Below are 23,218 nucleotides of genomic sequence, written 5' to 3' on the forward strand. Positions count from 1 at the left end.
GGCACCCCCCATGGCCTCACCCGAGCACCGTGCCACAGCCGCCGCGATCCTCCCCCTGGTGGGCGGCGCGCCCAATGTCTCCTCCGTCGCCCACTGCATGACCCGGCTCCGGCTGGAGCTGCGCGACCGCTCCCTCGTCCGGGACGAGGAGCTGCGAGCACTGCCCGCCGTGCTCGGAGTGGTCGAGGACGACACGTATCAGATCGTCCTCGGCCCGGGACGGGTCGCCCGCGTCGCCCCCGAGTTCCAGGCGCTGCTGACGGCCGACGGGACCGCCACCGGGGCCGTGACGGCTCTCGCGCTCGCCGAACGCGGCGCGGCCGTCAGGGCCGCCCGGCGCACCCGCAACGCCACCCCCGGGAAACTCCTGCTGCGGCGCGTCGCCAATGTCTTCGTCCCGCTGATCCCCGCCCTCATCGGCTGCGGCATCATCGCCGGACTCAACGGACTGCTCGTCAACCTCGGCCGGCTGCCCGGCATCACCCCCGCGCTCACCGCCCTCGCGGGCGGCTTCATGGCCCTGATCGCGGTCTTCGTCGGCTACCTCACCGCGAAGGAGTTCGGCGGCACCCCCATCCTCGGCGGCGCGGTCGCCGCCGTCATCGTCTACCCCGGGGTCGCGCACATCGAGGTGTTCGGCCGACAGCTCTCCCCCGGCCAGGGCGGAGTCCTCGGCGCGCTCGGCGCGGCGGTGCTCGCGGTGTACGTCGAGAAGGGCTGCCGCCGCTTCGTGCCCGCCGCCCTGGACGTCCTGCTCACCCCCACCCTCACCGTCCTCGTCGCCGGGCTCGTCACCCTCTTCGGGCTGATGTTCCTGGCCGGGACGGTCTCCGCCGCCATCGGCGAAGCCGCCGGGGCGCTGCTCTCCGGCGGCGGCGCGATCGCCGGATTCGTCCTCGGCGGGCTCTTCCTCCCGCTGGTGATGCTCGGACTGCACCAGGCGCTGATCCCCATCCACGCCACCCTGATCGAGCAGCAGGGCTTCACCGTGCTGCTCCCCATCCTCGCGATGGCGGGCGCCGGGCAGGTCGGCGCGGCGATGGCGGTCTACGCCCGGCTGCCCCACCACCCCGGTCTGCGCACCACCATCCGCTCCGCGCTCCCGGCGGGGCTGCTGGGCGTCGGCGAGCCGCTGATCTACGGCGTCTCGCTGCCGCTGGGCCGCCCGTTCATTACGGCGTGCGTGGGCGGGGCGTTCGGCGGCGGCTTCATCGGTTTCTTCCACATGATCGGCGACACGGTCGGCTCGACGGCGATCGGGCCCTCGGGATGGGCCCTGTTCCCGCTGCTGCGCGGCAGCCACGGGCTGGGGACGACGGTCGCGGTGTACGCGGGCGGGCTGCTGACCGGGTACGTGGCCGGCTTCTGCGCCACGTACTGGTTCGGCCTGCGGAACCCGCCCGAGCCCGCCCCCTCCCCGCCTAAAGACTGATCACTCCCGTGCGGGTGTCCGTCATGTCCATCAGGGTCCATCTGCCGCCGATCCGCCCCCAGCCGGTGGACCGGCCGCCCGCCCCGCCGAACGGCATATTGATGTCCCACCAGTTGTTGGTGTCGTTCACGACGACCTGCCCCACGGCCATCTCCTCGACGAACCGGAACGCGGACTTCATGCTCCGGGTGAAGACCGCGCCCTGGAGCCCCAGCTCGTCGTCGTTGGCGATGCGCAGCAGATCGTCCTCGTCCCGGCCGGTGATCACCGGTACGACGGGGCCGAAGGACTCCTCCTTCGCCAGCAGGCTGTCCTCGGGCACGCCGTCGACCACGGTGAACTCGTAGTAGAGCCGCGTGGGCATCCCGGCGCGCCGCCCGCCGCCCCTGAGCACCCGCGCGCCGCGCTCGCGGGCGTCGGCGAGATGGCGGTCCATCTTCCGGGCGACCGCCTCGTTGTTGAGGGGGCCGAGCACGGTCGCCGGGTCCAGCGGGTCCCCAAGCACCACCCGCTCGGACTCGCGCAGCACCGCGCCGACGAAGGCGTCGTGGACGTCGGCGTGGACCACGACCCGCTCGGTGGCGCAGCAGACCTGGCCCGCGCAGGGGTACGCGCCGTCGACCGCCGCCTTCGCGGCGGCCTCGACATCGGCGTCGGCGAGGACCACCAGCGGGCCGTTGCCCGAGCACTCCATCAGGGACCTCTTCAGCCCGGCGGCGGCCTGGATCCGCGCGCCGGTCGCGGAGGAGCCGATGAAGCCGATGGCGTCGACGCCCCGGTGGCGTACGAGGGCGTCCCCGAGTACCCCGTCGCCCGGCACCACATTGACCAGCCCGGCGGGGAGTCCGGCGGCGGACGCCACGGCCATCGCGCGCAGGACGGTCAGCGGGGTGTGGGCGGGGGGTTTGACGACGAGCGCGTTGCCGGTGGCGAGGCCGGGGGCGGCGAACTCGGCGAACATCAGCAGCGGGAAGTTCCAGGGCGTGATGATGCCCCAGACGCCCACCGGGCGATGGAAGGTGAACATCCGCTTCGAGCTGTCGCGCGAGAGCAGGGTCTCGCCGTTGAGCCGTACGGCGTCCTCGGCGTGGAGCCGGAAGAGCTGCGCCGCCTCGGTGACGTCCGCGAGCGACTCGGCGAGCGGTTTCCCCTGCTCCAGGGTCTGGAGCAGGGCCAGCTCCTCCCGGAGCGCGTCGATCCCGTCGGCCATGCGATGACAGACGGCGGCCCGCTCCCAGACGTTCACGGCGGCCCAGTCGCGCTGGGCGCGGTGTGCGGCGCGTACCGCCTCGTCCAGATCGGTGGCGGTGGGGACCGGGGTGGAGCCGACGGGTTCGCCGGTGGCGGGGCTGCGGACCTCGTAGCTCTCCGTGCCGGTGCCCTCGGTGTAGGCACCGTCGATGAACAGCGGCTGTCGTGCGGGGCGGGTCATGGGCGTGTCCCTCCGTCCGTGGCTGCGTCTGCGCCCGATCGTCCCACCGGGGTCAACCCCGCCCCGTGCCGGCCGTGTTCAGCTCTCTTCAGTCCTCGTCGGCGCAGACCGACGGCACCGCGCGGGCCAGCGCCTTGCCGTGCAGCCGGTCCAGCCCCTTGTCGTGGTGGACCTGGAGCGCGGAGAGGGCGAGGACCCCCCGGCAGTACGGGGCCGAGCGGGCGGTCGCCGAGCCCGCGATCGCCCGGACCAGCTCGCCGTTGACGCGGTTGATCTCCTTGCGGACCTCCGCGAGATCGGGTCGCTCGGCCGGGGCCTTGGCCGGGTCGGCCGTCCACAGGCTGTGGAGTCCGCGCTGAACCAGCTTGTTCGCCTCGATCTGGTCCCGGAAGATCCGGACGGTCGCCTCCGGGTCGGCCCCGGCGTCCCGGGCCTGTTCGCGGACGGTGTCCAGGACGATCTGCTCCCGGGCCGGATCGTCGATGGGGCTGCCCGTGCCCCACTTCGCGGCGGCGACGAGATCGGCGGTGGCGAGCCGGTCGGCGGAGAGCGAGGCGATCGGGTGGAGCTGGGCGTACGGTCCCGGGGCGGGCTGTCCACTGCCGGCGGACGCGGACGCGGTCGGTGCGGCGGCGGCGAGCAGGGCCACCGCGAGCAGGGCGGAGGAGGTACGGAGACGCAAGGACTTCCCTTTCAGGACGGGTCGACGGCGGGGGCGAACCCCAGCGACTCGATCAGCCGCCGGGCCCTGGTGTCGCCCCGCAAGAGGGCTTCCACCAGGGGTCCGGTTCCGTCGTCGCCCGCCGATCCGTCGAGGAAGGTGTCGAAGTCCCTTTCGTCCCGGCCCAGTTCGAAGTCGTCGCGCTCCACCGCCCGGCGTACCGAGACATAGTCGACGCCCATCGCGGCCAGCCTCGCACCGCCCGCGTGGCGTACCGCCGGATCGACGGGCCCCTCGTTCGCCATATGCGGGTGGCGCAGGCCGACTTCATGGGTGGCGAGCAGCGCGAGCAGCACATGCTCGGTGCCGGGCTCCCGGCCGAGCGCGCGCGACTGCTCCAGCGTGTCCACGCTGACCCAGAGCACCGGCCGGGAGGCGAGGTTGGCCCCCTTGGCGAAGGTGAACAGCAGCCGCTTCCAGAAGGGCAGCCCGCGCGGGGGACGGCGGCCCAGCAGGATGTCGCGGGTGGGCCACAGCAGCGGGTCGAGCCCGCCCGCCGGGATGCCGGAGCCGGAGCCGGAGCCGGGGCCGGGGCCGGGGCCCGAGCCGAGGACCTGGAGCACCTCGGCGGCGCGGCTGCTCTCGTCGGCCAGCAGGGCCCGCAGCAGCAGCGTGGGGCTGTACTTCTTCGTGCCCTCCTCGCGGGCCAGTTCCATCGCGCGCACGAACGCGCGGCTCGCGGCCCCGCTGAGCCGCCGGCCGCGATCGCCGTCGTCCCCCAGCAACTCCTTCGACGAGACGCTGTCCGCCAGATCGTCCGTGCTCACCCAGGAGCCCGCGATCCGCTCCCGCTCGCGCACCACCGCCAGTTGGGCCGCGACGGTCGCACCCGAGCGACCGAGCGCGCGGCTCGTCTCCCCCTTGGTGCCGGCCAGCGCCACGAGCAGATGCTCGGTGCCGATCGTGGCCCCCTCCCCGGTCGCCCCCCAGGCCGCCCCGAGCACCCCCACGACTCCCCAGCTCGCCCCCACGCTCACCGTCTTCATCCGGCCGCCCTCCCCGTCGTCACCGCTCATACCGACCACACTCCCGCGCCCGGGGTCCCCGCGGCGTCCCCCCGAGGTCGCTGCCGGCCGCTCCCCTTCGAAGACAGCGCGAGGGCGCTCCCGTACCCGAAAGTTGACCCACGTGACCGGGGTGGGGGCCGGTGGGTGCGGGGGCCGGGGGCCGCTCCGGGCCCGGGTCCGGGACTGCTTTCCTCACCGCGCTCCGCGCGAGCCGCGCCGCTTTACGTCCCGGACCCGGGCCCTGCGCGTCCCCCTCACGGCGGTCCCCGTCGATCCGTCCGGGGGCCCGAAAACCGATTGCCCGCCGCGCCCGTCCCCGGTACCACCGTCGGATGAACGGATTCTGCTGGATGGACCTCAAGACCCATGACCCGGCCGGTGCGGCCGAGTTTCTCTCCACCGTGCTGAACTGGCACTTCGCGGTCGACGAGGACGACTGGCGGCGGGCGACCAAGATCTATGAGAACGGCCGTCCCGTGGGCGGGGTCAGCGATCTCTCCCAGCCGGTCTATCCGCCCGGCACCCCGGCGCACATCGCGCACTATCTCGCGGTGGACGATGTCGACCGGCGCACCGAGGCGGCGACGGCCCACGGAGCGCGGCTGGTGGTACCGCCGTTCGACGCGGGCGGCCAGGGCCGGATCGCGACCCTGGTCGATCCCTTCGGCGCGCCGGTCTCGCTCTGGCAGCCGGGCGGATCCACGGGCTGGGAGGAGCCCCGGCGGCCGGTCCTGGACAGCCCGGACCCGGCGGGGGCGCGCCGCTTCTACCGGGAGGTGCTGGGACTGGGCCCGGACCGCGCCGAGTTCGGTACGGCGGACGTGCCCGGCTGGCGGCCGGTCGTCCTCGTCGACGATCTGCCCGCCGTGACCGCCCGTGCGGCCGGGCGGCTCCGCGACGGCCTGCTCCACAGCCCTCAGGACCTGGTGCTGGAGGTGCGCGCCCGCTGACGGTGCGACCGCACCCGCTCGGCGGGGGAGAAACGAAAGCCGCGGAACTTTCGTTCAAGACAGGGCCTCCGAAGTCGGGGACGGTGGAGGCATGCGCAGCCACGAAGCGGGGTCCGGTCCGGGCCCCACACCCAGCAGCGACGCCCGCAACGGCTGGGAGGTCGCCCGTCCCGCCGGCGGGACCTCCGTCGACGGTGTGCAGTTGGCCGGATTCCGCGATCGGACGGCCGTCGGACTGGACATGCGGGTGCTTCCCCAGCCGACCGTGGTCGTCGTCGTCGGGCTCGGGGACAACCCCGTCACCGTGGCGGGCGCCACCGGGCAGCGGCCCATGAGGAGCCTGGTCGCCGCCCTGTCGCCCGGTCCCGTCCGTATCCGGGGCGAGCGCGTCGAGTGCCTCGAAGTACGTCTCTCACCCCGGGCCGCCTACGCGCTGCTGGGCGTCTCCCCGCGCGAACTGGACGGTTCCGTCACCGGACTCGAAGAGCTGTGGGGGCGCCACGAGCGGGTGCTCCGCGAGCGGCTGACCGACGCGGCGACATGGCGGGAACGCCTGGCGCTGATGGACGGCTTCCTCCTGGGACGGGCCGCGGGGGCACCCTCGATGTCGCCCGAGGTCGCCGCCGCCTGGGACACCATCGTGGCCCGCCGGGGCCGCGTTCGGGTCGGCGACCTCGCCGTGTCCTGCGGATGGAGCCGTAAGAAGCTGTGGTCCAGATTCAGCGCCCAGATCGGCCTCACCCCCAAACGCGCGGCCATGATAGTCCGCTTCGACCACGCGGCCCGGGCGCTGCGCGCGGGCGGGAGCCCTGCGGATACCGCCCTGGCCTGCGGATATGCCGACCAGCCTCATCTCCATCGCGATGCGCTGGCCCTCGCCGGGTGCACACCGGGCGCCCTGGCCGGCAGCGACACGTCCGCCGGCTGACCCGGCCCCGGCCGCACGCTCATACCCACCTCACGAAGAGAGGAAGCCCCGTGGAGAGCACGGACAACAGGGAGAACACCGAGGTCCCGATGGCGGACGGGGCCGACCGCGATCTGATCGTCCGGCTCGCGTTCGGCGGCATGGCCGCGCAAACCCTGCGCGCGGCGGCCCGGTTGAGAGTGGTCGAGCTGATCGGCTGCCGACAGTGCCGGGCCTCCGACGTGGCCGCCGAGGCCGGGGCCGAGCCCCAGCCCATGCACCGGCTGCTCCGCGCCCTGGCCGGCCTCGGCCTGCTCAGGGACCACGCACACGAGACCTTCTCCGTCACCCCTGCGGGCGCGTTCCTCGACCCCGTCCACCCCGCATCGCTCACCTCGTTCGTACGCATGTTCACCGACCCCGCGATGATCCGCGCCTGGGAGCACCTGGACAGCAGTGTCCGCACCGGCAGGACCGCGTTCGACACCGTCTTCGGCACCGACTTCTTCAGCCATGTCGCCCGACACCCCGAGCTTTCGGCCGACTTCAACGAGGCGATGAGCCAGGCCTCCCGGGACACCGCCGCCACGCTGCCCCACGCCTACGACTTCGGCCGATTCGGCGCCGTCACGGACGTCGGCGGAGGGGACGGGACCCTCCTGGCCGCTGTGCTCGCCGCACATCCGGGCCTCACCGGTACGGTCTTCGACACGGCGGAGGGTCTGGCCGAAGCGCCCGGCACGCTGGGGCGGCACGGGCTGGCGGGGCGCTTCACCACGATTTACGGGGACTTCTTCCGCTCGGTCCCGGCGGGCTCGGACCTGTATCTGATGAAGAGCGTCCTGCACGACTGGCCGGACGACCAGGTGGTCACGATCCTCAGCCACTGCCGCGCGGTGCTGCCGCCCGGCGGCGTGGTCCTGATCGTGGAGCCCGTACTGCCCGAAGCGATCGGCACCGAAACCGATGCCGATGTCGCCGACGGCGGCGGCACCTATCTGACCGATCTGAACATGCTGGTGAATGTGGGCGGCAGGGAACGCACCCGCACGGAGTTCGAGGAGCTGTGCCGGCGCGCGGGCCTGGCCGTCGCCTCGGTCGCCCCTCTCACGGACGCCGCGCCGTTCTCCCTGATCGAGGCCGTGGCCGGCTGACCGGGCACCCCACCGCACCGCATCCGGCCCGTACGGGTGTGGCTATGCCAGGGCCACGGTCAGATCGACCTCGACCAGTTGCCCGGGATAGCCGAGGCCGAAGGCCCCGAGCAGGGTGGAGGCGGTGGTGAAGGCGGGGGCGAGGGCGGAGGCGTTGAGCCGGTCCCAGGCACCGGCGAGAACCGTGGACTCGTCGCTGACCACATGGATCAACGAGCGGACGACGTCCTCGGGGCGTGCGCCGATCGCGCCGAGGGCGGTGAGGGCATTGGCGACGACCTGGTCGATCTGGGCGTCGAGGTCGCCCTCGCCGACGAGCGTTCCGGAGAGGTCGAGGGGGCACTGTCCGGAGAGATGGGCGGTGCGGCCCGATTCGACGACGGTGATGTGGTGGTAGCCGGGGGTGGGGTGGAGCTGCTCGGGATTGATTCGTTCAATTTTCACACTCATACGCCGATTCTCACCACTTCGCGCTCCCCCCGCATCAGGTTTTCGGGTCCCCCGGGCGGATCGACGGGGGACTGCCGCGAAGGGGGACGCGCAGGGCTCGGGGCCGGGACGTAAAGCGGCGCAGCTCGCGCGGAGCGCGGTGAGGAAAGCAGTCCCGGACCCGGGCCCGGAGCGGCCCCCGACCCCCGCACCCACCGGCCCCCACCACCCACCGCCACCCGGCGGACTCAGGGCAGCAGCCGCTGCTCCTTCGCGGTGGAGACCGCGCCGGTGCGGGTGTCGACGCCGAGTTTGGCGTAGATGCGGCCGAGGTGGGTCTTGACGGTGGCCTCGCTGATGAAGAGGGCGCGGGCGATCTCGCGGTTGCCGAGGCCCCGGGCCAGCTGGCCGAGGATGTCGCGTTCGCGGTCGGTGAGGGTGGGGCGGCCGGCCCCGCGCATACGGTCCATGACACGGGTGGCGACGGGGGCGGAGAGGGTGGTGCGGCCCTGGGCGGCGGCGTGGATGGCGGTGAAGAGCTCCTCGGGGCGCTCGGCCTTGAGGAGATAGCCGGTCGCCCCGGCCTCGATCGCGCGGGTGATGTCGGCGTCGGTGTCGTAGGTCGTCAGCACGAGGACATGGACACCGGTCCCGGCGATCCGGCGGGTCGCCTCCACCCCGTCGATCCCGGCCCCCAGCTGGAGATCCATCAGTACGACGTCGGGCCGGAGCTTCCCGGCCATGGCGACGGCCTCCTCCCCGCTGCCGGCCTCCCCCACGACCTCGATGTCGGGCTCGCTGCCGAGGAGCGCGAGCAGCCCGGCGCGGACGACGGCGTGGTCGTCGCAGAGCAGGATCCGTACGGCGGTCATCGGTTCTCCGAGGGGTGTTCAAGGGGGATCGCGGCGGAGAGGACGGTGCCCTCGCCCGGCGCGGACTCGATCGTGAGGGTGCCGCCGAGCTGCCGGAGCCGGGCGCGCATGGCGGCGAGGCCGTGGCCGCGCACTCCGGGGGCGCGCTCGACGGGCAGGAAGCCGACGCCGTCGTCGGCGACGTCGAGGACGATCTGGTCGTCCAGCCGGCTGAGGGTGAGCGCGGCGGAGGTCGCTCCGGCGTGTTCTCGTACGTTGGCGAGCGCGCCCTGGGCGATCCGGAGCAGCGCGGACTGCACCCGGTCGGGGAGCGGGGCGGGCGGCCCGTCGAGGTGGAAGCGGACGGGCAGGGCGTCGGTGGACTCGCGCTCGGCGAGGGTGCGCAGCGCCTGGGCGAGGCCGCCGCCCTCCGCGAGGTCGGCGGGGGCGAGGTCGTGGACGAAGCGGCGGGCCTCGGCGAGGCCGCGTTCGGCGATCGACTCGGCGGTGCGGATGTGTCCGCGCGCGAGGGAGGGGTCGCTGTCCCAGGTGCGCTCGGCGGCCTGGAGCAGCATCTGCTGGCTGGACAGGCTCTGGGCGAGGGTGTCGTGGATCTCCATGGAGAGCCGCTGGCGCTCGGCGAGGGTGCCTTCGCGGCGTTCGGTGGCGGCGAGTTCGCGGCGGGTGCGGATGAGGTCGTCGACGAGGTCGCGGAGCCGGTCGGCCTGGCGGCGCATATGGAGGAAGACGGCGGTGGCGAGGGCGGCGACCACGGTCGGCAGCAGGAAGAGATTGGGGTCGATGCCCTGCCGCAGCCGCCATTCGGCGAGCATGACGAGGAGGGTGAGGGCGGCGACGAGGGCGACGGCGGCCCGGGTGGGCAGGGCGCGCAGCCCGGTGTAGATGAGGGGCACGGCGCACCAGGCGAAGCTGGGCGCGAGGAGCACGATGACGACCCAGCAGCCGACGACGAGCCCGAGGCGGAGGAGCTCGCCGCGCCCGTGGGCGCGGGTGGTGAGCCGGTGGCCGGCGAGCTGGAGCACGGCGAGGGCGGCGCTGAGGGAGATGACCCAGGGGACCCGGGGGCTCTCCGGGTGCTTGATCAGATAGCGGATGAGGGATCCGGCGAGCAGGGCGATGAAGGCCGTGTTCATGACGGTGTCGAGCCGTCGGTCGTCCCGGTCCGCGCCCCGGGCGTCCGGTGTCGGGGGACCCTGGCGGGTTCCCGGGCGTGGCTGCTGGGACATGGCGTTCTCTCCTGCGGACGTGCTGGACGGGCTGGGGCGTACGGGGTGTACGAGACGGACCGGGCGCGCACCCGTGTCGCGCCTTCGCATCGTGACCCGGCGGGCGGGGCCCCGCATCAGCCGATCGGTCGACACGGGCCTCATCCATCATGCACGCGCGGAGCAGCCGGTACACCGACCGTCCTGGGCCCCCGCCGGGCTGAGGATCGATTGCAGAAGGTCACGGAAGCCCGCCGGACCTCAGCAGAAGGAGCCAAGGACCATGAAGAAGATCTCGACCCGCACCCGCGTTCTCACCGTCACCGCCCTCGCCACCGCGCTCGGCGCCGGTACCTTCGGCGCGGTGTCGGCGAACGCTTCCGCTCCGGCCGCCGAGACGCGCGCGGCGGTGAAGAAGGACCTCTCCGACAAGCACCTCCTGCAGAACACCCGGCTGACGGTCGACGCCGCGACGAAGGCCGCGCAGGCCACCCTGGACGCGGCCGAGAAGGCCGGCCAGCGGGTGACGGTCGCGGTGGTCGACCGTGACGGCAGGACCGTGGTGACGCTGCGCGGCGACGGCGCGGGCCCGCAGTCGTACGAGTCGGCCGAGCGCAAGGCGTTCACGGCGGTCTCGTGGAACGCGCCCACCTCCGAGCTGGTGAAGCGGCTGGAGTCCACTCCGAACCTGAAGGACATCCCGGGCACCCTGTTCCTGGGCGGCGGCACTCCGGTGCAGGTCAAGGGCGCTCCGATCGCGGGCATCGGGGTCGCGGGCGCGCCGAGCGGCGCCCAGGACGAGGAGTTCGCGAAGGCGGGCGTGGCGGCCCTGGCCCGCTGATCGACCGCCTGTTCCGCTCTAGGGAGTGTCTTCGAAGTGGCGTCGTCCTCCCGTAGTGGGGGTCCCCCCGGGCCGAAGGCCCAGGGGGAGGGTCTGGCGGGGTCTGGTGCTCCCCCTGGGCTTCGCCCGGGGGTGCCCCCAGATCGCAAGGCGGAGGAGGGAGTCGACGCGGTGGGGGTACTCCCCCTGGCTCCGCCGGGGGCACCCCCACCCGGGCGAAGCCCAGGGGGAGCACCCCCACCCGGGCCGCCAGGCCCAGGGGGAGTGCGTGCCAGGGCACGGCGGACAGACGGGACTTTGAAGACACGACCTAGGATCGGCGCGTGGCCAGGTCATCGTCCGTCACGCGTCTGCTCACGCCGCCCGCCGTCGCGGCCCTCCTCCTCGTGGGGTGTGCCGCCGGCGGGCATGGCGATGCCGGGGCCGGGGCCCGGCCCGAGGTCATGGGGGTGGGCGATCCGCTCTTCCCGGGGCTCGGCAACGGCGGTTACGACGTCCGGGGCTATCGGCTGGCGCTGGCGTACGACCCGGGGTCGGGGAGGCTGGCGGGCACGGCGGAGATCGTGGCCCGCGCCACCCGTGAGCTGCGCGTCTTCAATCTGGATCTGCACCGGCTGTCGGCGACGGCGGTGACGGTGGACGGCGCGGAAGCGCGCTCGGTCCACGACGGCGACGAGCTGATTGTGCGCCTTGGGGAGGCGGTCCCGGCGGGCCGGGAGTTCCGTACGGTCGTGCGGTACGAGGGCGAGCCGGGCGCGATCAGGGACGCGGACGGTTCGGAGGAGGGCTGGCTGAGGACGCCGGGCGGGGCGCTCGCGGTGGGTGAGCCGGCCGGCTCGACGGCCTGGTTCCCGGGGAACCACCATCCGAGCGACAAGGCGTCGTTCGACATCGCGGTGACGGTTCCCGAGGGGCTCCGGGCGGTCTCCAACGGCGAGTTGGCGAGCGAGCGGACGAGCGGGGGCCGCAGCACCTACCGATGGCGGTCGGCGGAGCCGATGGCGACGTATCTGGCGACGCTGGCGATCGGCCCGTACGAGATGCGGTCCTCGCGGACGGCGTCCGGTCTGCCGGTGGTCACGGCGGTCGATCCGGCGGTGGGGGCGGCGGATCCGGCGGTGGGGAAGCTGTCGGCGCGGCTGCCGGAGGTGCTGGCGTGGGCGGAGGGGGCCTTCGGGCCGTATCCCTTCTCGTCGGCCGGGGCGATCGTGGTCCCGGACGAGGTGGTGGACTATGCCCTGGAGACGCAGACCCGGCCGGTGTTCCCGGCCGGGCTCTTCACCCCGGAGACCCTGGCCCATGAGATCGCCCATCAGTGGTTCGGCGATTCGGTGACACCGAAGTCGTGGCGGGACATGTGGCTCAACGAGGGTTTCGCCACGTACGCGGAGTGGCTGTGGGCGGAGGAGTTCGAGGGCGTTCCGGTACGGGAGAGCTTCGACGCGGCGTTCGCGGACGCGGAGAACTGGGCCTTCCCGCCCGCGGATCCGCCGTCGGCGGCCGAGGTGTCGTCGGCTCCGGTGTACGGGCGGGGCGCGATGGTGCTGCACCGGGTGCGCGGGGAGGTGGGGGACGAGGTCTTCTTCCGGCTGCTGCGGGGCTGGGCGCGGGAGCACCGGCACGGCAACGCGTCGACGGCGGATTTCACCGCGTACGCGGAGCGGCTCTCGGGCCGGGAGCTCGGCGGGGTGTGGGACGGGTGGCTGTACGGGGACGGCCGGCCGCGCAGGTGATCCGCGGGGGCCGGCCGCCCCGCGTGGCCTCGCATTACCTCGCATGTAATCGACCGGGCGGGCGGCCGACGGCGAGACTTCGAGTGCGGGGCGGAGGTGAGCCCCCGGGGCCCGGAGGGGCCCGTTGAGTCCCGAAGAGACCGGAGTGTCGAATGTCGCGCCGTATCCGCCCCCTGCTCGTTCTGGTGACCGCCGCCGCGCTGCTTCCCCTGGGGGCGGGCACCGCGTCGGCATCGGCCTCGCCCGCCGAGCCCAAGCTCTGCCCGCCCTCGGCATCGGCCCCGGCCGGAGCGGCCGGGACGGCGGACCGCCGGACGGCCCCGCTGCCGCCGAACGTGGTCGCCTTCATCGAGAAGTACTGCGCCTGGGGGGCCAAGACCTCGGTGGTCGAGAACTACATGGACCTCTTCACCCACGACGGCACCCTGATGGACACCGGACTCCCCCAGCCGATCGACAGGCTCGTCATCGAGAAGCAGATCAGGGGCGTCCTGGGGGTGATGCCCGATTACGTCTTCGAGCCGGTCTCGGTGACCTCCTCGCCGGACGGCCGGGTGATCTTCGTGAAGGCCCGGAACACCGGCACCGTCCAGCAGCTCCAGGGACCGGCCGTGCCGGTGGACTACTACACGATGCACCGGCTGATGCTCCGCGGCGACCGGGTCGAGCAGGGCCGGCGGTTCTGGGACCAGACGGAGCTGTTCCGTCCGCTGGACCAGACGCTGCCCAACCTCTTCGCGGGACTGGGCTCGGGCGGCGCGGCGGGGTGGGCGGCCGGCGGCGCGGCGTTCGAGAAGCGGTCGGCGGGCCTGCCGGGCACGGCGGAGTGGAAGGAGCGGCGGAAGCAGGCGTGGAACAGCGGTGACGCCTCCGCGCTGGTGCCCGACGCACGGAATCTGCGGCTCAACGGCCCGGGGCTGAAGGGGCCGATCACGAGCGCGGCCGGTGCCGAGGAGTATCTCGGCCGGTTCTTCGGCGCGATGCGCGGCCGGCTGGAGCTGGAGCCGGGCAACACCGTGCGCAAGGGCCGCACGGTCCACCAGGAGTGGGTCGGCCATGCGACGGTCGGCCCGGACGAGGAGAACGGCAGTCCCACGACGCCCCGCAGGGTGACCTACGGGATCGTGGAGCGCTTCACCCAGGACGGGCGCGGCGGGACCGAGTGGGAGCTGTCCTTCGAGACGCTCGACCTGGTCGCCACCCAGTCGCGGATAGAGAAGCTCCGGGAGCGGATCTTCCCCGCTCCGCCGAAGACCTCCTGACCCCCGCCGGCACGGCCCCCCGGACGTCTCCGGGGGGCCGTGCCGTTGAGCGCGGACGGGTCAGATGTTGACGCCGAAGTCCTGCGCGATGCCCTGGAGGCCGGAGGCGTACCCCTGGCCGACGGCGCGGAACTTCCACTCCGCGCCGCTGCGGTACAGCTCGCCGAAGACCATCGCGGTCTCGGTCGCGGCGTCCTCGCTCAGGTCGTAGCGCGCGATCTCGGCTCCGCCGGCCTGGTTGACGACGCGGATGTACGCGTTGCGCACCTGGCCGAAGTTCTGGCTGCGGGCGGTGCCGTCGTAGATGGAGACCGGGAAGACGATCTTGGCGACATCGGCGGGCAGGCCGGCCAGGTTGACGTTGATCTGCTCGTCGTCGCCGCCGCCCTCGCCGGTGCGGTTGTCACCGGTGTGGACGATGGTCTGGTCGGGGGTGGCCCGGTTGTTGAAGAAGACGAAGTGGGCGTCGGACGCGACCTTGCCCGCGCCGTTGATCCCGATCGCGGAGGCGTCGAGGTCGAAGTCCGTGCCGGTGGTGGTGCGGACGTCCCAGCCGAGACCGACGGTGACGGCGGCGAGGCCCGGGGCCTCCTTGGTGAGCGAGATGTTGCCACCCTTGGACAGGCTTACTGCCATTGGGAAGTCCCCTTCGTGTGCGGATGTGCGACGGCCCAGGCTGTCCCGAAGCTGCCGGTAACCGTCTTAACGCAGACAAGGGAGTCACAAGTTCCATGGAAATCGAGATGACGTGAACATCTCGGACACGGGACGATGGGGGTATGTCCGGTCCTTATGTCATCCGAGGCTCCGTCTCCCTCCCGGAGGCCGAGCTGATCTGGCGTTTCTCCAGGTCGTCCGGGCCGGGCGGCCAGCATGTGAACACCAGCGACTCCCAGGTGGAGCTGCGCTTCGACCTCGCACGGACGGAGGCGCTGCCTCCGGTGTGGAAGGAGCGCGCGCTGGAGCGGCTGGCGGGCCGGCTGGTGGGCGGGGTGGTCGCGGTCCGGGCCTCGGAGCACCGCTCGCAGTGGCGCAACCGCGAGACGGCGGCGGTACGGCTCGCGGCGCTGCTGGCGGAGGCGACGGCTCCGCCGCCGAAGCCGCGCAGGGCGCGGAAGATACCGCGCGGGCTCAACGAGCGGCGGCTGCGGGAGAAGCGGCAGCGCTCGGACACCAAGCGGGGACGGTCGGGCCGCGACTGGGGCTGAACCGGCGGCCGGTCCCGGAGCGGGTATCGCGCGGTGATCCCGGCCGGGGCGGACCGGGGCCCGGAGCGGGCCGGGCTCAGCCCAGCTGCCGGTACTTGCCCTGGAAGTACATCAGCGGATCGCCCTCGGCGGCCGGCACCCCGACCCCCAGCACCCGGCCGATGACCAGGGTGTGATCGCCCGCGGTCACCCGCTGCTCGGTGCGGCACTCCAGGGTGGCCAGCGAGTCGCCGACCAGCGGCGCTCCGCTGTGCTCGCCCCTGGTCCAGGGGATGGCGTCGAAGAGCAGCCGGTCGCTGACCCGGCCCTTCATGGCGAAACGGCCCGCGATCTGACGCTGGTTCCCGGAGAGCACCGAGACCGCCCAGTGGGGCTGCTCGGCGAGCAGGTCGTCCATCCGCGAGCCCTCGCGGAGGCTGACCATCACCAGCGGGGGATCGAGCGAGACCGAGACGAAGGCGGTCGCCGTCATGCCGATGTCCTCGCCGCCGGGCCCCTCGTCGGGGGAGTGGGCGGTCACCAGCACCACTCCGGCCGCCAGACGGGACAGGGCCGCGCGAAACTCCTCATTGCTCACCCCATCAGGATGAGGGATCAGAGGGTCGGAATCGGGGCCCGGGGGCGCGGCGGTCCCGGCAGCGGCAATCGTCGTCTGGGGCACACGCAGAACGCTAGCCGTGCCGCGCCCGGGCCCGCATCGGACCAGGGGACCAAGGGGGTCCTAGGACTTCAGACCCAGTTCGAGGGGCGAAACGGAATGCGGGCCGAAGGGCGGACCGGGGCCCGGATTTGCGTTAGGAGACGCCTTCCGGGGTCGCGAACGCATCCATCCGCTCCGATGACCACCCATACGCTCATGTGACTTGAGTCACAGAGGGGCTTATTTGTTGACCCTGTGTACCGAGTGGACAGCTCGCTGTGATTCAGTGGCCGGGATACCGCAACGAGAAGACCGAACAAGAAGGCCGAAGAGAAACCTGGAGTCTGCTGTCGAGGTCTCGGGGAGAGCGAGCATGGAGACCGAGTCGGAGCCCTACGTCCGCCTTGCGACCCTGCGACAGCTGCACAAGGTGGTCGCCGACCTCAATACCGCCCGCAGCCTGGCCGACACCCTCCAGACCGTCGCCGACGGCATCGTCGCAGGCCTCGGGTACGAGCTGGCGTGCGTCAATCTCGTACGGCCCGACGGGGATCTCGTCGTCGCCGCCTTCGCGGGCAGTGCCGCCGCCGAGGCCCTGATCACCGGACGGGTCGGTTCCAGGCCCTCCTGGGAGCGCCGGCTCTCCATGGGAGAGGCCTGGGGCGAGCTGCGGTTCATCCCGCACACCGAGGGCTGGGTGCTCATAGAGGACGATGTGCCGCAGTGGCACACCGAGGGCCCCGACCCCCGCTTCGAGGACGAGTGGCACCCCCAGGACCGGCTCTACGCGCCCATGTTCACCTCCGGCGGCGGACGCGAACTCCTCGGGGTCATCTCCGTCGACCGGCCGCGCAACGGCCGCCGGCCGGGCCCCTGGGGACAGGAAGCCCTCCAGATGTACGCCTCCCAGGCCGCCATTGCGATCAGCAATGCCCGGCTGCGAGCAAACATGCAGCGCGCCCTCGTCCGCCTCGAACGCGAGCAGCAGGCGCTGCGCGCCAGTGAGGAGTCGTTCCGCCAGGCCTTCGAGTACGCGCCCAGCGGGATGGCCATCGCCGAGATGGGCGGCGACCAGCACGGGCGGCTGCTGCGCACCAATGACGCCCTCTGCCGGCTGCTGGGACGCCCCGCCTCCGCGATGCGCCGGTACTCCTTCGCCGACCTCGTCCACCCCGAGGACGTCGGCACCCTGCTGCGCACCTCCGCCGAGGGCGGCAGGGCCGAGCTGCGGCTCGGCCGGCGGGACGGCAGCTATGTCTGGGTCTCCCTGCGGAACTCGGTCGTCGCGGACACCACCGACGGCCCCCGCTTCCTGCTCACCCACGTCGAGGACATCGAGGACCGCAAGCGCCACGAGCTGGCGCTCGCGCACCGCGCCTCGCACGACGCGCTCACCGGGCTGCCCAACAGCGCGGAGCTGCGCGCCCGGCTCAGCTCCAAGCTGTGCGAGCGCCCGCCCACCGCGCCCGACGGCGAGGAGAGCGCGTCCGACACCGGTTACGACCCGGAGACCGGCGCGCTCTTCAACGCGGACGGTTTCGACTTCGGCCCCGCGGGCGCCGCGTTCGACCACCATGTGCACGCGATCGCGCCCGCCGACGAGGTCGACGACGGCACGAAGGGCCTCGCGGTCCTCTTCTGCGACCTGGACGGCTTCAAGTCGATCAACGACCGGTTCGGGCACCAGACCGGTGACGCCGTCCTGGTCGAGGTCGCCCGGCGGCTCACCCGGGGGGTGCGCGAGGGGGACACCGTCGCCAGGCTCGGCGGCGACGAGTTCGTCGTGCTCGCCGACGGCCTGGGCGCGGCGGACGCGGCGGATCTCGCCGTCCGGCTGCGGAACGCGATCATTCTGCCGATCCGGGTGGGGGGTCGCGGAGTGCGCGTCGGGGCCAGTTTCGGTATCAGCTGGGCGAGTTGCGGAATGTCGGTCGAGGAAGTGCTGCAATCCGCCGACCAGCGGATGTACATCGAGAAGCGGTCCCGGTCCAAGGTCCACCGAAGGGCCGGCTGAGACCACCGCCTGTCATGTTCTGGTCTTGTGACGATGGCCCCGTTTGGGGTCAACGTCACCCATTCCGTTACTCCGAACCGGGTAGGCTCGCCCGCGTCGGCGTAGGGCTGACGACGGTGAGGAGGGACCAGGGATGACGGCCGGGAACAACGGCGCGAGCACGCCCGAGGACGACGATCCTTTCGGGTATCTGTACGAGGACGGGCACGCGGCAGGCGCGACACCGCCCTCGGGCCGCGGCCGCGGCTACGGCTACCCGGGCCCCGCAGCGCCCCAGCCCGGCGTCCCCAGAACCTCGTACAACCATGTCCGGGCGGTCGGCGAGCGCCAGTACGGCGGCCAGCCGCAGCAGCAGGGCTACCCGCAGCAGGGCTTCCCCCAGCAGCAGGGGTATCCGCCGCAGCAGGGCCATCCCCAGCAGCAGAACTACCAGCAGCAACAGCAGCCGTACGGGCAGCACCCCGGCGGGCCCGGCGGGCAGTACGCCGCGCCCGGGGCGCACCCCGCCGGCCCGGTCACCCAGCAGGTGCCCCCGGCCGGCGGCGGGCGCGGCTCGGGCGGTCGCGGGCCCAACACCAAGGGGCTGCTGATCGGCGCGATCGCCGTGGTGGTCGCCGTGGTGGTGGGCATCACCATCGCCGTGATGGACAAGGACGACGAGAAGGACCCCCAGGCGAACGGGAAGCAGCCGGAGCAGACCACCTCCTCGGCCCCCGCCGAGCCCGCGGGGCCCACCGCCGACCCCTCCGAGAAGGAGGAGGACGAGGAGCCCGCCGGGCTGCCCAAGCAGGACGCGGTCACCCTGCGCCTCGGCGGCGACGCCCAGGCGAAGACGGACATCGAGGGCGCCCAGGGCACCGGCGGCGCGTTCATCGGCAACTTCAACAACGTCGGCGCCTCCGTCACCTGGAAGGCGAAGGTCGCCAGCGCGGGCGACTACCGGCTCTACGTCCGCTACGCCATCCCCAACAAGGAGGCCAACGCCACCTTGACCATCAACGGCAAGGCGAACACCAACCCGCTGGGGCTCAAGGACTTCATCAACTCCAGCGACTCCGAGTGGGAGAAGAACTGGCAGACCACCTGGGCGCCGGTGACGCTTCAGGACGGCGAGAACGAGATCAAGATCTCGTGCGAGCAGGACAACAAGTGCGATGTGGTCCTCGACTGGCTTCAGGTCAGCGACGGCGAGCTCTGAGCCGCCGTACCGGGCTCCGCCGGGCCGGGCACTGAACCCGGGGCCCGGCCCGGGGCGCTCAGCAGCCCCAGAAAGCCCGCCACGGTCCCGGCCATCGCCGTACGCGCCGGCCCCAGGTACTTCCGGGGGTCGACCACCTCGGGACGGCCCGCCAGAAACTCCCGTACGGCTCCGGTGAACGCCGTGTTCAGCGCCGTACCCACATTGATCTTCACCATGCCGGCCGCGACCGCCGCCCGGATCTCGCCGTCGGGGACGCCCGAGGAGCCGTGCAGCACCAGCGGCACCGGGACCGCCGCGCGCAGCCGGGCGATCAGTGCGTGGTCGAGGGCGGCGGTGCGCTCGGTCATCGCGTGCGAGGAGCCGACGGCCACCGCGAGGGCGTCCACGCCGGTCGCGGCGGTGTAGGCGGCGGCCTCGGCGGGATCCGTGCGGACGCCGGGGGTGTGCGCGTCGAGCGGGGGCTCGCCCTCCTTGCCGCCGACCTTCCCCAGCTCGGCCTCGACCCAGATGCCGCGCTCGTGGCACCGGCGGACCGCGTCGGCCGTGGCCCGCACATTCTCCTCGTACGGCAGCTTCGAGGCGTCGAACATCACCGAGCCGAAGCCGTGGCCCTCGGCGGCGCGCAGCAGTCCGGCGGAGACCACATGGTCGAGATGGAGCGCGAGGGGCGCGCTGGACGTACGGGCCACGGCGCGCGCGGCGGCGGCGACGGCGGAGAGCTCGCCGCCGTGGAAGCGGACGGCGTTCTCGGAGATCTGGAGGATGGCGGGCGCGCCCGCGCTCTCCGCGCCCTCGGCGATCGCCTCCGCGTGCTCCAGGGTGATGACGTTGAACGCGGCGACCCCGCGGCGTTCGGCGACCGCGGCACGGACGAGTTCAGCGGTGGGGACGAGTGGCATGGTCCGTTCTCACTTCCCGGGCACCGGTCGCCCGTTGTACGGCCCGACGGTGCGGGGTCGTTCCACCCGTACTGACGTACGCGGCGGTGTCATGCGGAGACCGCGCGCTCGCTCACCCTCACTCCCGGGAGCAGCCGCTCGTATGCCGCGCGGTCGAACTCGCCCGCCGCCGGGGCCGCCACGGTCGCCGCCGACAGGGCGACCGCGCGGGCCAGGTTCTGCTGCCAGGGGATGCCCTCGACCACCCCGGCGAGCAGGGCCGCGACCATGGAATCGCCCGCTCCGGTGGGGTTGCCCCGGACCGGTCCCGCCCCGGCCGCCTGCCAGACGCCGTCGGGGCCCACCGAGAGCAGACCGTCCGCGCCGAGCGAGGCGACCACGGTGTGCGCGCCCCGGCGGCGGGCGTCGCGGGCGGCGCGCAGGGGCTCGCGCGCGCCGGTCAGCCGGGCGAGTTCCTCCGTGTTGGGCTTGACGAGGTCGGGGCGCGCGGCGATGCCCCGGCGCAGCGGCTCCCCGTCGGTGTCGAGCAGTACGGGGACCTTCGCGGCGCGGGCCCGGCGGACGAGTTCGGCGTACGCCCCGACGTGTATGCCCGGGGGCAGGCTCCCGCAGAGGGCCACCGCTTCGGCCTCCCGCAGGAGTTCCGCGTACCGCTCCAGGAAGGCGGCCCACTCCTCGGGGGCGACGACCGGCCCCGGCTCGTTCAGCTGTGTGGTGTCCCCGCTCGCGGCGTCCACGACGGCGATGGTGCGGCGGGTGCTCCCCGCCGTGGCGACCAGCGCGTCGCGCGGCGGGAGCGGGGCGAGGAGGTCGCGCAGCACGGCTCCGACGGGGCCGCCCGCGAAGCCGGTGACGACGGTCTCGTGGCCGAGGGCGGAGAGCACCCGGGCGACGTTGACGCCTTTGCCGCCGGGACGTTCGGCGACTTCGCCGACGCGGTGGCTGGTGTGCGGGGTGAGCGTCCCCACGGTGTAGGTGATGTCGAGTGCGGTGTTGAGCGTGACCGTCAGAATCACCGTGACACCCCCTTCGGCAGACCGCGCTGACAGACGCCCTGATCATGCCAAAAGGAAGGCGGTTGGCCCAGACCCCGGACCAACCGCCTTGCCGTGCTTGCACAAGTGTTTGCGCTTGTACTTCGTGAACCCCCCTACGCGGGGTCGATCACCCAGGAGCCCTGGCGCATCACGCCCTTGAGGCGGAACTCCTCGTCGAGGACGACCAGGTCGGCGTCCTTGCCGGGCTCCAGGGAGCCGACGCGGTCGTCGATGCCGAGGAGCTTCGCGGGGTTGGCGGAGATCGCCTGGACGATGTCCTCGACCGGGATGCGGTCGACGGTGGCGGCGCGTCTGAAGGCGGTGTCCAGGGTGAGCGTGGAGCCGGCGATCGCGCCTCCCTCGGCGAGCCGGGCGACGCCGTCCACGACGTCGACGGCGAGCGGGCCGAGCTGGTAGCGGCCGTCGCCGAAGCCGGCGGCGTCCATGGCGTCGGTGATGAAGGCGACCCGGCGCGCGCCCGCGCGGTGGAAGGCGAGTTCGAGGGCGGCGGGGTGGAGATGGGTGCCGTCGTTGATCAGTTCGACGGTGACCCGCTCGTCCTCCAGCAGGGCGGCGATCGGCCCGGGGGCGCGGTGGCCGATCTGCGGCATCGCGTTGAAGAGGTGGGTCGCCACGGTCGCGCCCGCGTCGATGGCGGCGACGGTCTGCTCGTAGGTGGCGTCCGTGTGCCCGACGGCGGCGATCACACCGTGTTCGGCGAGCAGCCGTACGGAGTCGAGGCCGCCGGGCAGCTCGGTGGCGAGCGTGACCATCCGGGCGGTGCCGCGCGCGGCGTCGATGAGCTTGCGCACCTCGGCCGGGTCGGGGTGGCGCAGCAGTTCCTCGCTGTGCGCGCCCTTGCGGCAGGGGGAGATGAAGGGGCCCTCGAAGTGGATGCCCGCGAGGTCGCCCTGCTGGACCAGTTCGGCGAGGGCGGCGGCGCGCCGGGTGAGGAAATCGATGTCGGCGGTGACGAGCGAGGCCACCAGGGTGGTGGTGCCGTGCTCGCGGTGGGTGCGCACCCCGCGCAGTACGTCCTCGGTGGTGCCGCCGGTGAAGGAGGCTCCGCCGCCGCCGTGGTTGTGGAGGTCGACGAAGCCGGGCACGATCCAGTGGCCCGACAGATCGCGGGTGGGCGCGTTCTCGGGGGCGGTGCCGGCGATCTTGGTCCCGTCGACAGTCACCCGGCCGTTCTCGACGGTCCCGGTCGGCAGTACGACCCGGGCGCCGGTGAGGACGGTGCTGTCGGCGCGTGCGGCGCGGTCGGCGAGTGCGGCGCGAGCGGCCATTAGGCGGTTACCTCCGAGTCAGTGGCGATCAGATCCCAGGCGAGCAGCCCGGCGCCCAGACAACCAGCGGTGTCTCCGAGGGCGGCCGGAACGATGGAGGGCAGCTTCTGGAACGTGACTCGCTCCTCGACGGCGGCCCGCAGTGGTGTGAACAAGGTTTCCCCGGCCTCGGCGAGACCGCCACCGATGATCAGGACGCGCGGGTCCAGCAGGGTGATCGCGGTGACCAGTCCGGCGGCGAGCGCGTCGACGGCGTCCCGCCAGACCGCGAGGGCCTTCGGGTCGCCCGACTCGACCGCCTTGGCGCAGTCGGCGGCGTCGGCGGCGGGGTCTCCGCTGGCCTTCGCCCAGGCACGGCTGACGGCGGCGGCGGAGGCCAGGGTCTCCAGGCAGCCGCGCTGTCCGCAGCCGCAGACGGGGCCGTCGGGGCGGACGACGACATGGCCGATCTCGCCCGCGTAGTTGTGCGCGCCGGCCTCGATGGTCCCGCCGATGCCGATGGCTCCCGCGATGCCGGTGCCCAGCGGAATGAACAGGAAGCGGTCCGCCCCCTGGCCCGCGCCGATCCGGCCCTCGGCGAGCCCGCCGGTGCGGACGTCATGGCCGAGAGCGACCGGAAGCCCGTCGAGGCGTGCGCTCAGCAGTTCGCGCATGGGAACGTCCCGCCACCCCAAGTTGGCGGCGTACACCGCCACCCCGTTCTCGGAGTCGACAATCCCGGGTACGGCGACCCCGGCGGCCAGCGCGGACACACCGAGGTGCTCCTCGCCGTACGCCCGGAGGTCTCCGGCGAAGTCGAGAATGGACTGTACGACGGCCTCGGCGCCACGCTCCCGCCCGGTCGCGCGCCGGGCCTCGTGAAGGAGGTTCCCGTCCGCGCCGACGAGGGCGGCTTTCATGCCGGTGCCGCCCACATCGAGGGCGATGACGTGTCTCACGTGGGACAGTCTCGCGCGACAGCCCCCGAAAGGTCTAGTCCACTACA

At 73.0% G+C, this 23,218-nt stretch carries 22 protein-coding genes; 10 read left to right on the plus strand and 12 right to left on the minus strand.

Going from position 1 to position 23,218, the window contains the following annotated elements; all coding sequences use genetic code 11:
- Positions 1 to 10 precede the first annotated feature (10 nt).
- Positions 11 to 1,432: a PTS transporter subunit EIIC gene (locus tag ABD371_RS02300; protein ID WP_344472042.1), complete on the plus strand. Its 1,422-nt coding sequence runs from the start codon at positions 11 to 13 to the stop codon at positions 1,430 to 1,432.
- On the opposite strand, the gene ABD371_RS02305 is transcribed toward ABD371_RS02300, so the two are convergent.
- The 3 genes from ABD371_RS02305 to ABD371_RS02315 form a co-directional block, all read right to left on the minus strand.
- Positions 1,422 to 2,864: an aldehyde dehydrogenase family protein gene (locus ABD371_RS02305; RefSeq protein WP_344472044.1), complete on the minus strand. Its 1,443-nt coding sequence runs from the start codon at positions 2,862 to 2,864 to the stop codon at positions 1,422 to 1,424. The two genes, ABD371_RS02300 and ABD371_RS02305, sit on opposite strands and share 11 nt — an antisense overlap.
- A gap of 88 nt (positions 2,865 to 2,952) precedes the next feature.
- Complete coding sequence (locus tag ABD371_RS02310; protein ID WP_344472046.1) at positions 2,953 to 3,546, minus strand: chorismate mutase; 594 nt, start codon at positions 3,544 to 3,546, stop codon at positions 2,953 to 2,955.
- A gap of 11 nt (positions 3,547 to 3,557) precedes the next feature.
- Positions 3,558 to 4,601 carry a Clp protease N-terminal domain-containing protein gene (locus ABD371_RS02315; protein WP_344472048.1) on the minus strand — a complete coding sequence of 348 codons (1,044 nt, stop codon included), beginning with the start codon at positions 4,599 to 4,601 and terminating at the stop codon, positions 3,558 to 3,560.
- A gap of 323 nt (positions 4,602 to 4,924) precedes the next feature.
- On the opposite strand from ABD371_RS02315, the gene ABD371_RS02320 reads away from it, so the two are divergent.
- The 3 genes from ABD371_RS02320 (at position 4,925) to ABD371_RS02330 (ending at position 7,603) form a co-directional block, all read left to right on the plus strand.
- Positions 4,925 to 5,542: a VOC family protein gene (locus ABD371_RS02320; protein WP_344472051.1), complete on the plus strand. Its 618-nt coding sequence runs from the start codon at positions 4,925 to 4,927 to the stop codon at positions 5,540 to 5,542.
- Between the two features lie 91 nt (positions 5,543 to 5,633).
- On the plus strand, positions 5,634 to 6,470 hold the full coding sequence (locus tag ABD371_RS02325; RefSeq protein WP_344472053.1) for a helix-turn-helix domain-containing protein: 837 nt from the start codon (positions 5,634 to 5,636) through the stop codon (positions 6,468 to 6,470).
- Positions 6,471 to 6,559: 89 nt separating this feature from the next.
- Positions 6,560 to 7,603 carry a methyltransferase gene (locus ABD371_RS02330; protein WP_344472187.1) on the plus strand — a complete coding sequence of 348 codons (1,044 nt, stop codon included), beginning with the start codon at positions 6,560 to 6,562 and terminating at the stop codon, positions 7,601 to 7,603.
- Positions 7,604 to 7,645: 42 nt separating this feature from the next.
- Here ABD371_RS02330 and ABD371_RS02335 read toward each other — a convergent pair whose 3' ends face one another.
- From ABD371_RS02335 to ABD371_RS02345, 3 genes are all read right to left on the minus strand, one after another.
- Positions 7,646 to 8,053: a RidA family protein gene (locus ABD371_RS02335; protein ID WP_344472056.1), complete on the minus strand. Its 408-nt coding sequence runs from the start codon at positions 8,051 to 8,053 to the stop codon at positions 7,646 to 7,648.
- 227 nt (positions 8,054 to 8,280) lie between these two features.
- On the minus strand, positions 8,281 to 8,904 hold the full coding sequence (locus ABD371_RS02340) for a response regulator (protein ID WP_190124912.1): 624 nt from the start codon (positions 8,902 to 8,904) through the stop codon (positions 8,281 to 8,283).
- Complete coding sequence (locus ABD371_RS02345; protein WP_381734294.1) at positions 8,901 to 10,130, minus strand: sensor histidine kinase; 1,230 nt, start codon at positions 10,128 to 10,130, stop codon at positions 8,901 to 8,903. Before ABD371_RS02345 ends, ABD371_RS02340 begins: the two co-directional genes overlap by 4 nt.
- A 262-nt stretch (positions 10,131 to 10,392) precedes the next feature.
- Here ABD371_RS02345 and ABD371_RS02350 point away from each other — a divergent pair, with 262 nt between their 5' ends.
- The 3 genes from ABD371_RS02350 (at position 10,393) to ABD371_RS02360 (ending at position 13,945) form a co-directional block, all read left to right on the plus strand.
- Entirely contained in the window at positions 10,393 to 10,950 is a 558-nt protein-coding gene (locus ABD371_RS02350; RefSeq protein WP_344472059.1) for a GlcG/HbpS family heme-binding protein, read from the plus strand.
- Between the two features lie 323 nt (positions 10,951 to 11,273).
- A complete protein-coding gene (locus ABD371_RS02355) occupies positions 11,274 to 12,683 on the plus strand; it encodes a M1 family metallopeptidase (RefSeq protein ID WP_381734292.1) in 1,410 nt (469 codons plus the stop codon).
- 152 nt (positions 12,684 to 12,835) lie between these two features.
- Entirely contained in the window at positions 12,836 to 13,945 is a 1,110-nt protein-coding gene (locus ABD371_RS02360) for a nuclear transport factor 2-like protein (RefSeq protein ID WP_344472061.1), read from the plus strand.
- A 60-nt stretch (positions 13,946 to 14,005) separates the two neighbouring features.
- Here the strand turns inward: ABD371_RS02360 and ABD371_RS02365 are convergent, their stop codons facing one another.
- On the minus strand, positions 14,006 to 14,581 hold the full coding sequence (locus ABD371_RS02365; protein ID WP_190124908.1) for a TerD family protein: 576 nt from the start codon (positions 14,579 to 14,581) through the stop codon (positions 14,006 to 14,008).
- Between the two features lie 143 nt (positions 14,582 to 14,724).
- Between ABD371_RS02365 and arfB the strand changes: the two genes are divergently transcribed.
- Positions 14,725 to 15,153, plus strand: coding sequence for an alternative ribosome rescue aminoacyl-tRNA hydrolase ArfB (arfB, locus tag ABD371_RS02370; RefSeq protein ID WP_344472064.1), 429 nt, complete (start codon positions 14,725 to 14,727; stop codon positions 15,151 to 15,153).
- A 76-nt stretch (positions 15,154 to 15,229) separates the two neighbouring features.
- Here the strand turns inward: arfB and ABD371_RS02375 are convergent, their stop codons facing one another.
- Positions 15,230 to 15,799 (minus strand): flavin reductase family protein, encoded by a 570-nt coding sequence (locus ABD371_RS02375; protein WP_344472194.1) that lies wholly within the window; start codon positions 15,797 to 15,799, stop codon positions 15,230 to 15,232.
- Between the two features lie 367 nt (positions 15,800 to 16,166).
- Here ABD371_RS02375 and cdgB point away from each other — a divergent pair, with 367 nt between their 5' ends.
- Positions 16,167 to 17,807, plus strand: a complete 1,641-nt coding sequence (cdgB, locus tag ABD371_RS02380) for a diguanylate cyclase CdgB (protein WP_344472066.1) — start codon at positions 16,167 to 16,169, stop codon at positions 17,805 to 17,807.
- Positions 17,808 to 17,940: 133 nt separating this feature from the next.
- Positions 17,941 to 19,005: a CBM35 domain-containing protein gene (locus ABD371_RS02385; RefSeq protein ID WP_344472068.1), complete on the plus strand. Its 1,065-nt coding sequence runs from the start codon at positions 17,941 to 17,943 to the stop codon at positions 19,003 to 19,005.
- Here the strand turns inward: ABD371_RS02385 and ABD371_RS02390 are convergent.
- The 4 genes from ABD371_RS02390 to ABD371_RS02405 form a co-directional block, all read right to left on the minus strand.
- The gene (locus ABD371_RS02390; RefSeq protein ID WP_344472070.1) at positions 18,981 to 19,907 is read right to left on the minus strand and encodes a class II fructose-bisphosphate aldolase; all 927 of its coding nucleotides are present in this window, start codon (positions 19,905 to 19,907) and stop codon (positions 18,981 to 18,983) included. The genes ABD371_RS02385 and ABD371_RS02390 overlap by 25 nt on opposite strands.
- Positions 19,908 to 19,996: 89 nt before the next feature.
- Positions 19,997 to 20,923, minus strand: coding sequence for a 1-phosphofructokinase family hexose kinase (locus ABD371_RS02395; protein ID WP_344472073.1), 927 nt, complete (start codon positions 20,921 to 20,923; stop codon positions 19,997 to 19,999).
- Between the two features lie 134 nt (positions 20,924 to 21,057).
- Complete coding sequence (gene nagA / locus ABD371_RS02400; RefSeq protein ID WP_344472076.1) at positions 21,058 to 22,233, minus strand: N-acetylglucosamine-6-phosphate deacetylase; 1,176 nt, start codon at positions 22,231 to 22,233, stop codon at positions 21,058 to 21,060.
- A complete protein-coding gene (locus ABD371_RS02405) occupies positions 22,233 to 23,171 on the minus strand; it encodes an ROK family protein (protein ID WP_344472078.1) in 939 nt (312 codons plus the stop codon). The genes nagA and ABD371_RS02405 overlap by 1 nt, the downstream gene beginning before the upstream one ends.
- Between the last annotated feature and the right edge of the window lie 47 nt (positions 23,172 to 23,218).

The organism is Streptomyces amakusaensis (assembly GCF_039532665.1).
GTDB classification, from domain to species: Bacteria; Actinomycetota; Actinomycetes; order Streptomycetales; family Streptomycetaceae; genus Streptomyces; species Streptomyces amakusaensis.

Bases quoted from the DNA above. Each gene is read 5' to 3' on its own strand.
- ABD371_RS02300 (WP_344472042.1), top strand. From the start codon at position 11: ATGGCCTCACCCGAGCACCGTGCCACAGCCGCCGCGATCCTCCCCCTG.
- ABD371_RS02305 (WP_344472044.1), bottom strand. From the start codon at position 2,864: ATGACCCGCCCCGCACGACAGCCGCTGTTCATCGACGGTGCCTACACC.
- ABD371_RS02315 (WP_344472048.1), bottom strand. From the start codon at position 4,601: ATGAGCGGTGACGACGGGGAGGGCGGCCGGATGAAGACGGTGAGCGTG.
- ABD371_RS02320 (WP_344472051.1), top strand. From the start codon at position 4,925: ATGAACGGATTCTGCTGGATGGACCTCAAGACCCATGACCCGGCCGGT.
- ABD371_RS02325 (WP_344472053.1), top strand. From the start codon at position 5,634: ATGCGCAGCCACGAAGCGGGGTCCGGTCCGGGCCCCACACCCAGCAGC.
- ABD371_RS02330 (WP_344472187.1), top strand. From the start codon at position 6,560: ATGGCGGACGGGGCCGACCGCGATCTGATCGTCCGGCTCGCGTTCGGC.
- ABD371_RS02335 (WP_344472056.1), bottom strand. From the start codon at position 8,053: ATGAGTGTGAAAATTGAACGAATCAATCCCGAGCAGCTCCACCCCACC.
- ABD371_RS02340 (WP_190124912.1), bottom strand. From the start codon at position 8,904: ATGACCGCCGTACGGATCCTGCTCTGCGACGACCACGCCGTCGTCCGC.
- ABD371_RS02345 (WP_381734294.1), bottom strand. From the start codon at position 10,130: ATGTCCCAGCAGCCACGCCCGGGAACCCGCCAGGGTCCCCCGACACCG.
- ABD371_RS02350 (WP_344472059.1), top strand. From the start codon at position 10,393: ATGAAGAAGATCTCGACCCGCACCCGCGTTCTCACCGTCACCGCCCTC.
- ABD371_RS02360 (WP_344472061.1), top strand. From the start codon at position 12,836: ATGTCGCGCCGTATCCGCCCCCTGCTCGTTCTGGTGACCGCCGCCGCG.
- ABD371_RS02365 (WP_190124908.1), bottom strand. From the start codon at position 14,581: ATGGCAGTAAGCCTGTCCAAGGGTGGCAACATCTCGCTCACCAAGGAG.
- arfB (WP_344472064.1), top strand. From the start codon at position 14,725: ATGTCCGGTCCTTATGTCATCCGAGGCTCCGTCTCCCTCCCGGAGGCC.
- cdgB (WP_344472066.1), top strand. From the start codon at position 16,167: ATGGAGACCGAGTCGGAGCCCTACGTCCGCCTTGCGACCCTGCGACAG.
- ABD371_RS02385 (WP_344472068.1), top strand. From the start codon at position 17,941: ATGACGGCCGGGAACAACGGCGCGAGCACGCCCGAGGACGACGATCCT.
- ABD371_RS02390 (WP_344472070.1), bottom strand. From the start codon at position 19,907: ATGCCACTCGTCCCCACCGCTGAACTCGTCCGTGCCGCGGTCGCCGAA.
- nagA (WP_344472076.1), bottom strand. From the start codon at position 22,233: ATGGCCGCTCGCGCCGCACTCGCCGACCGCGCCGCACGCGCCGACAGC.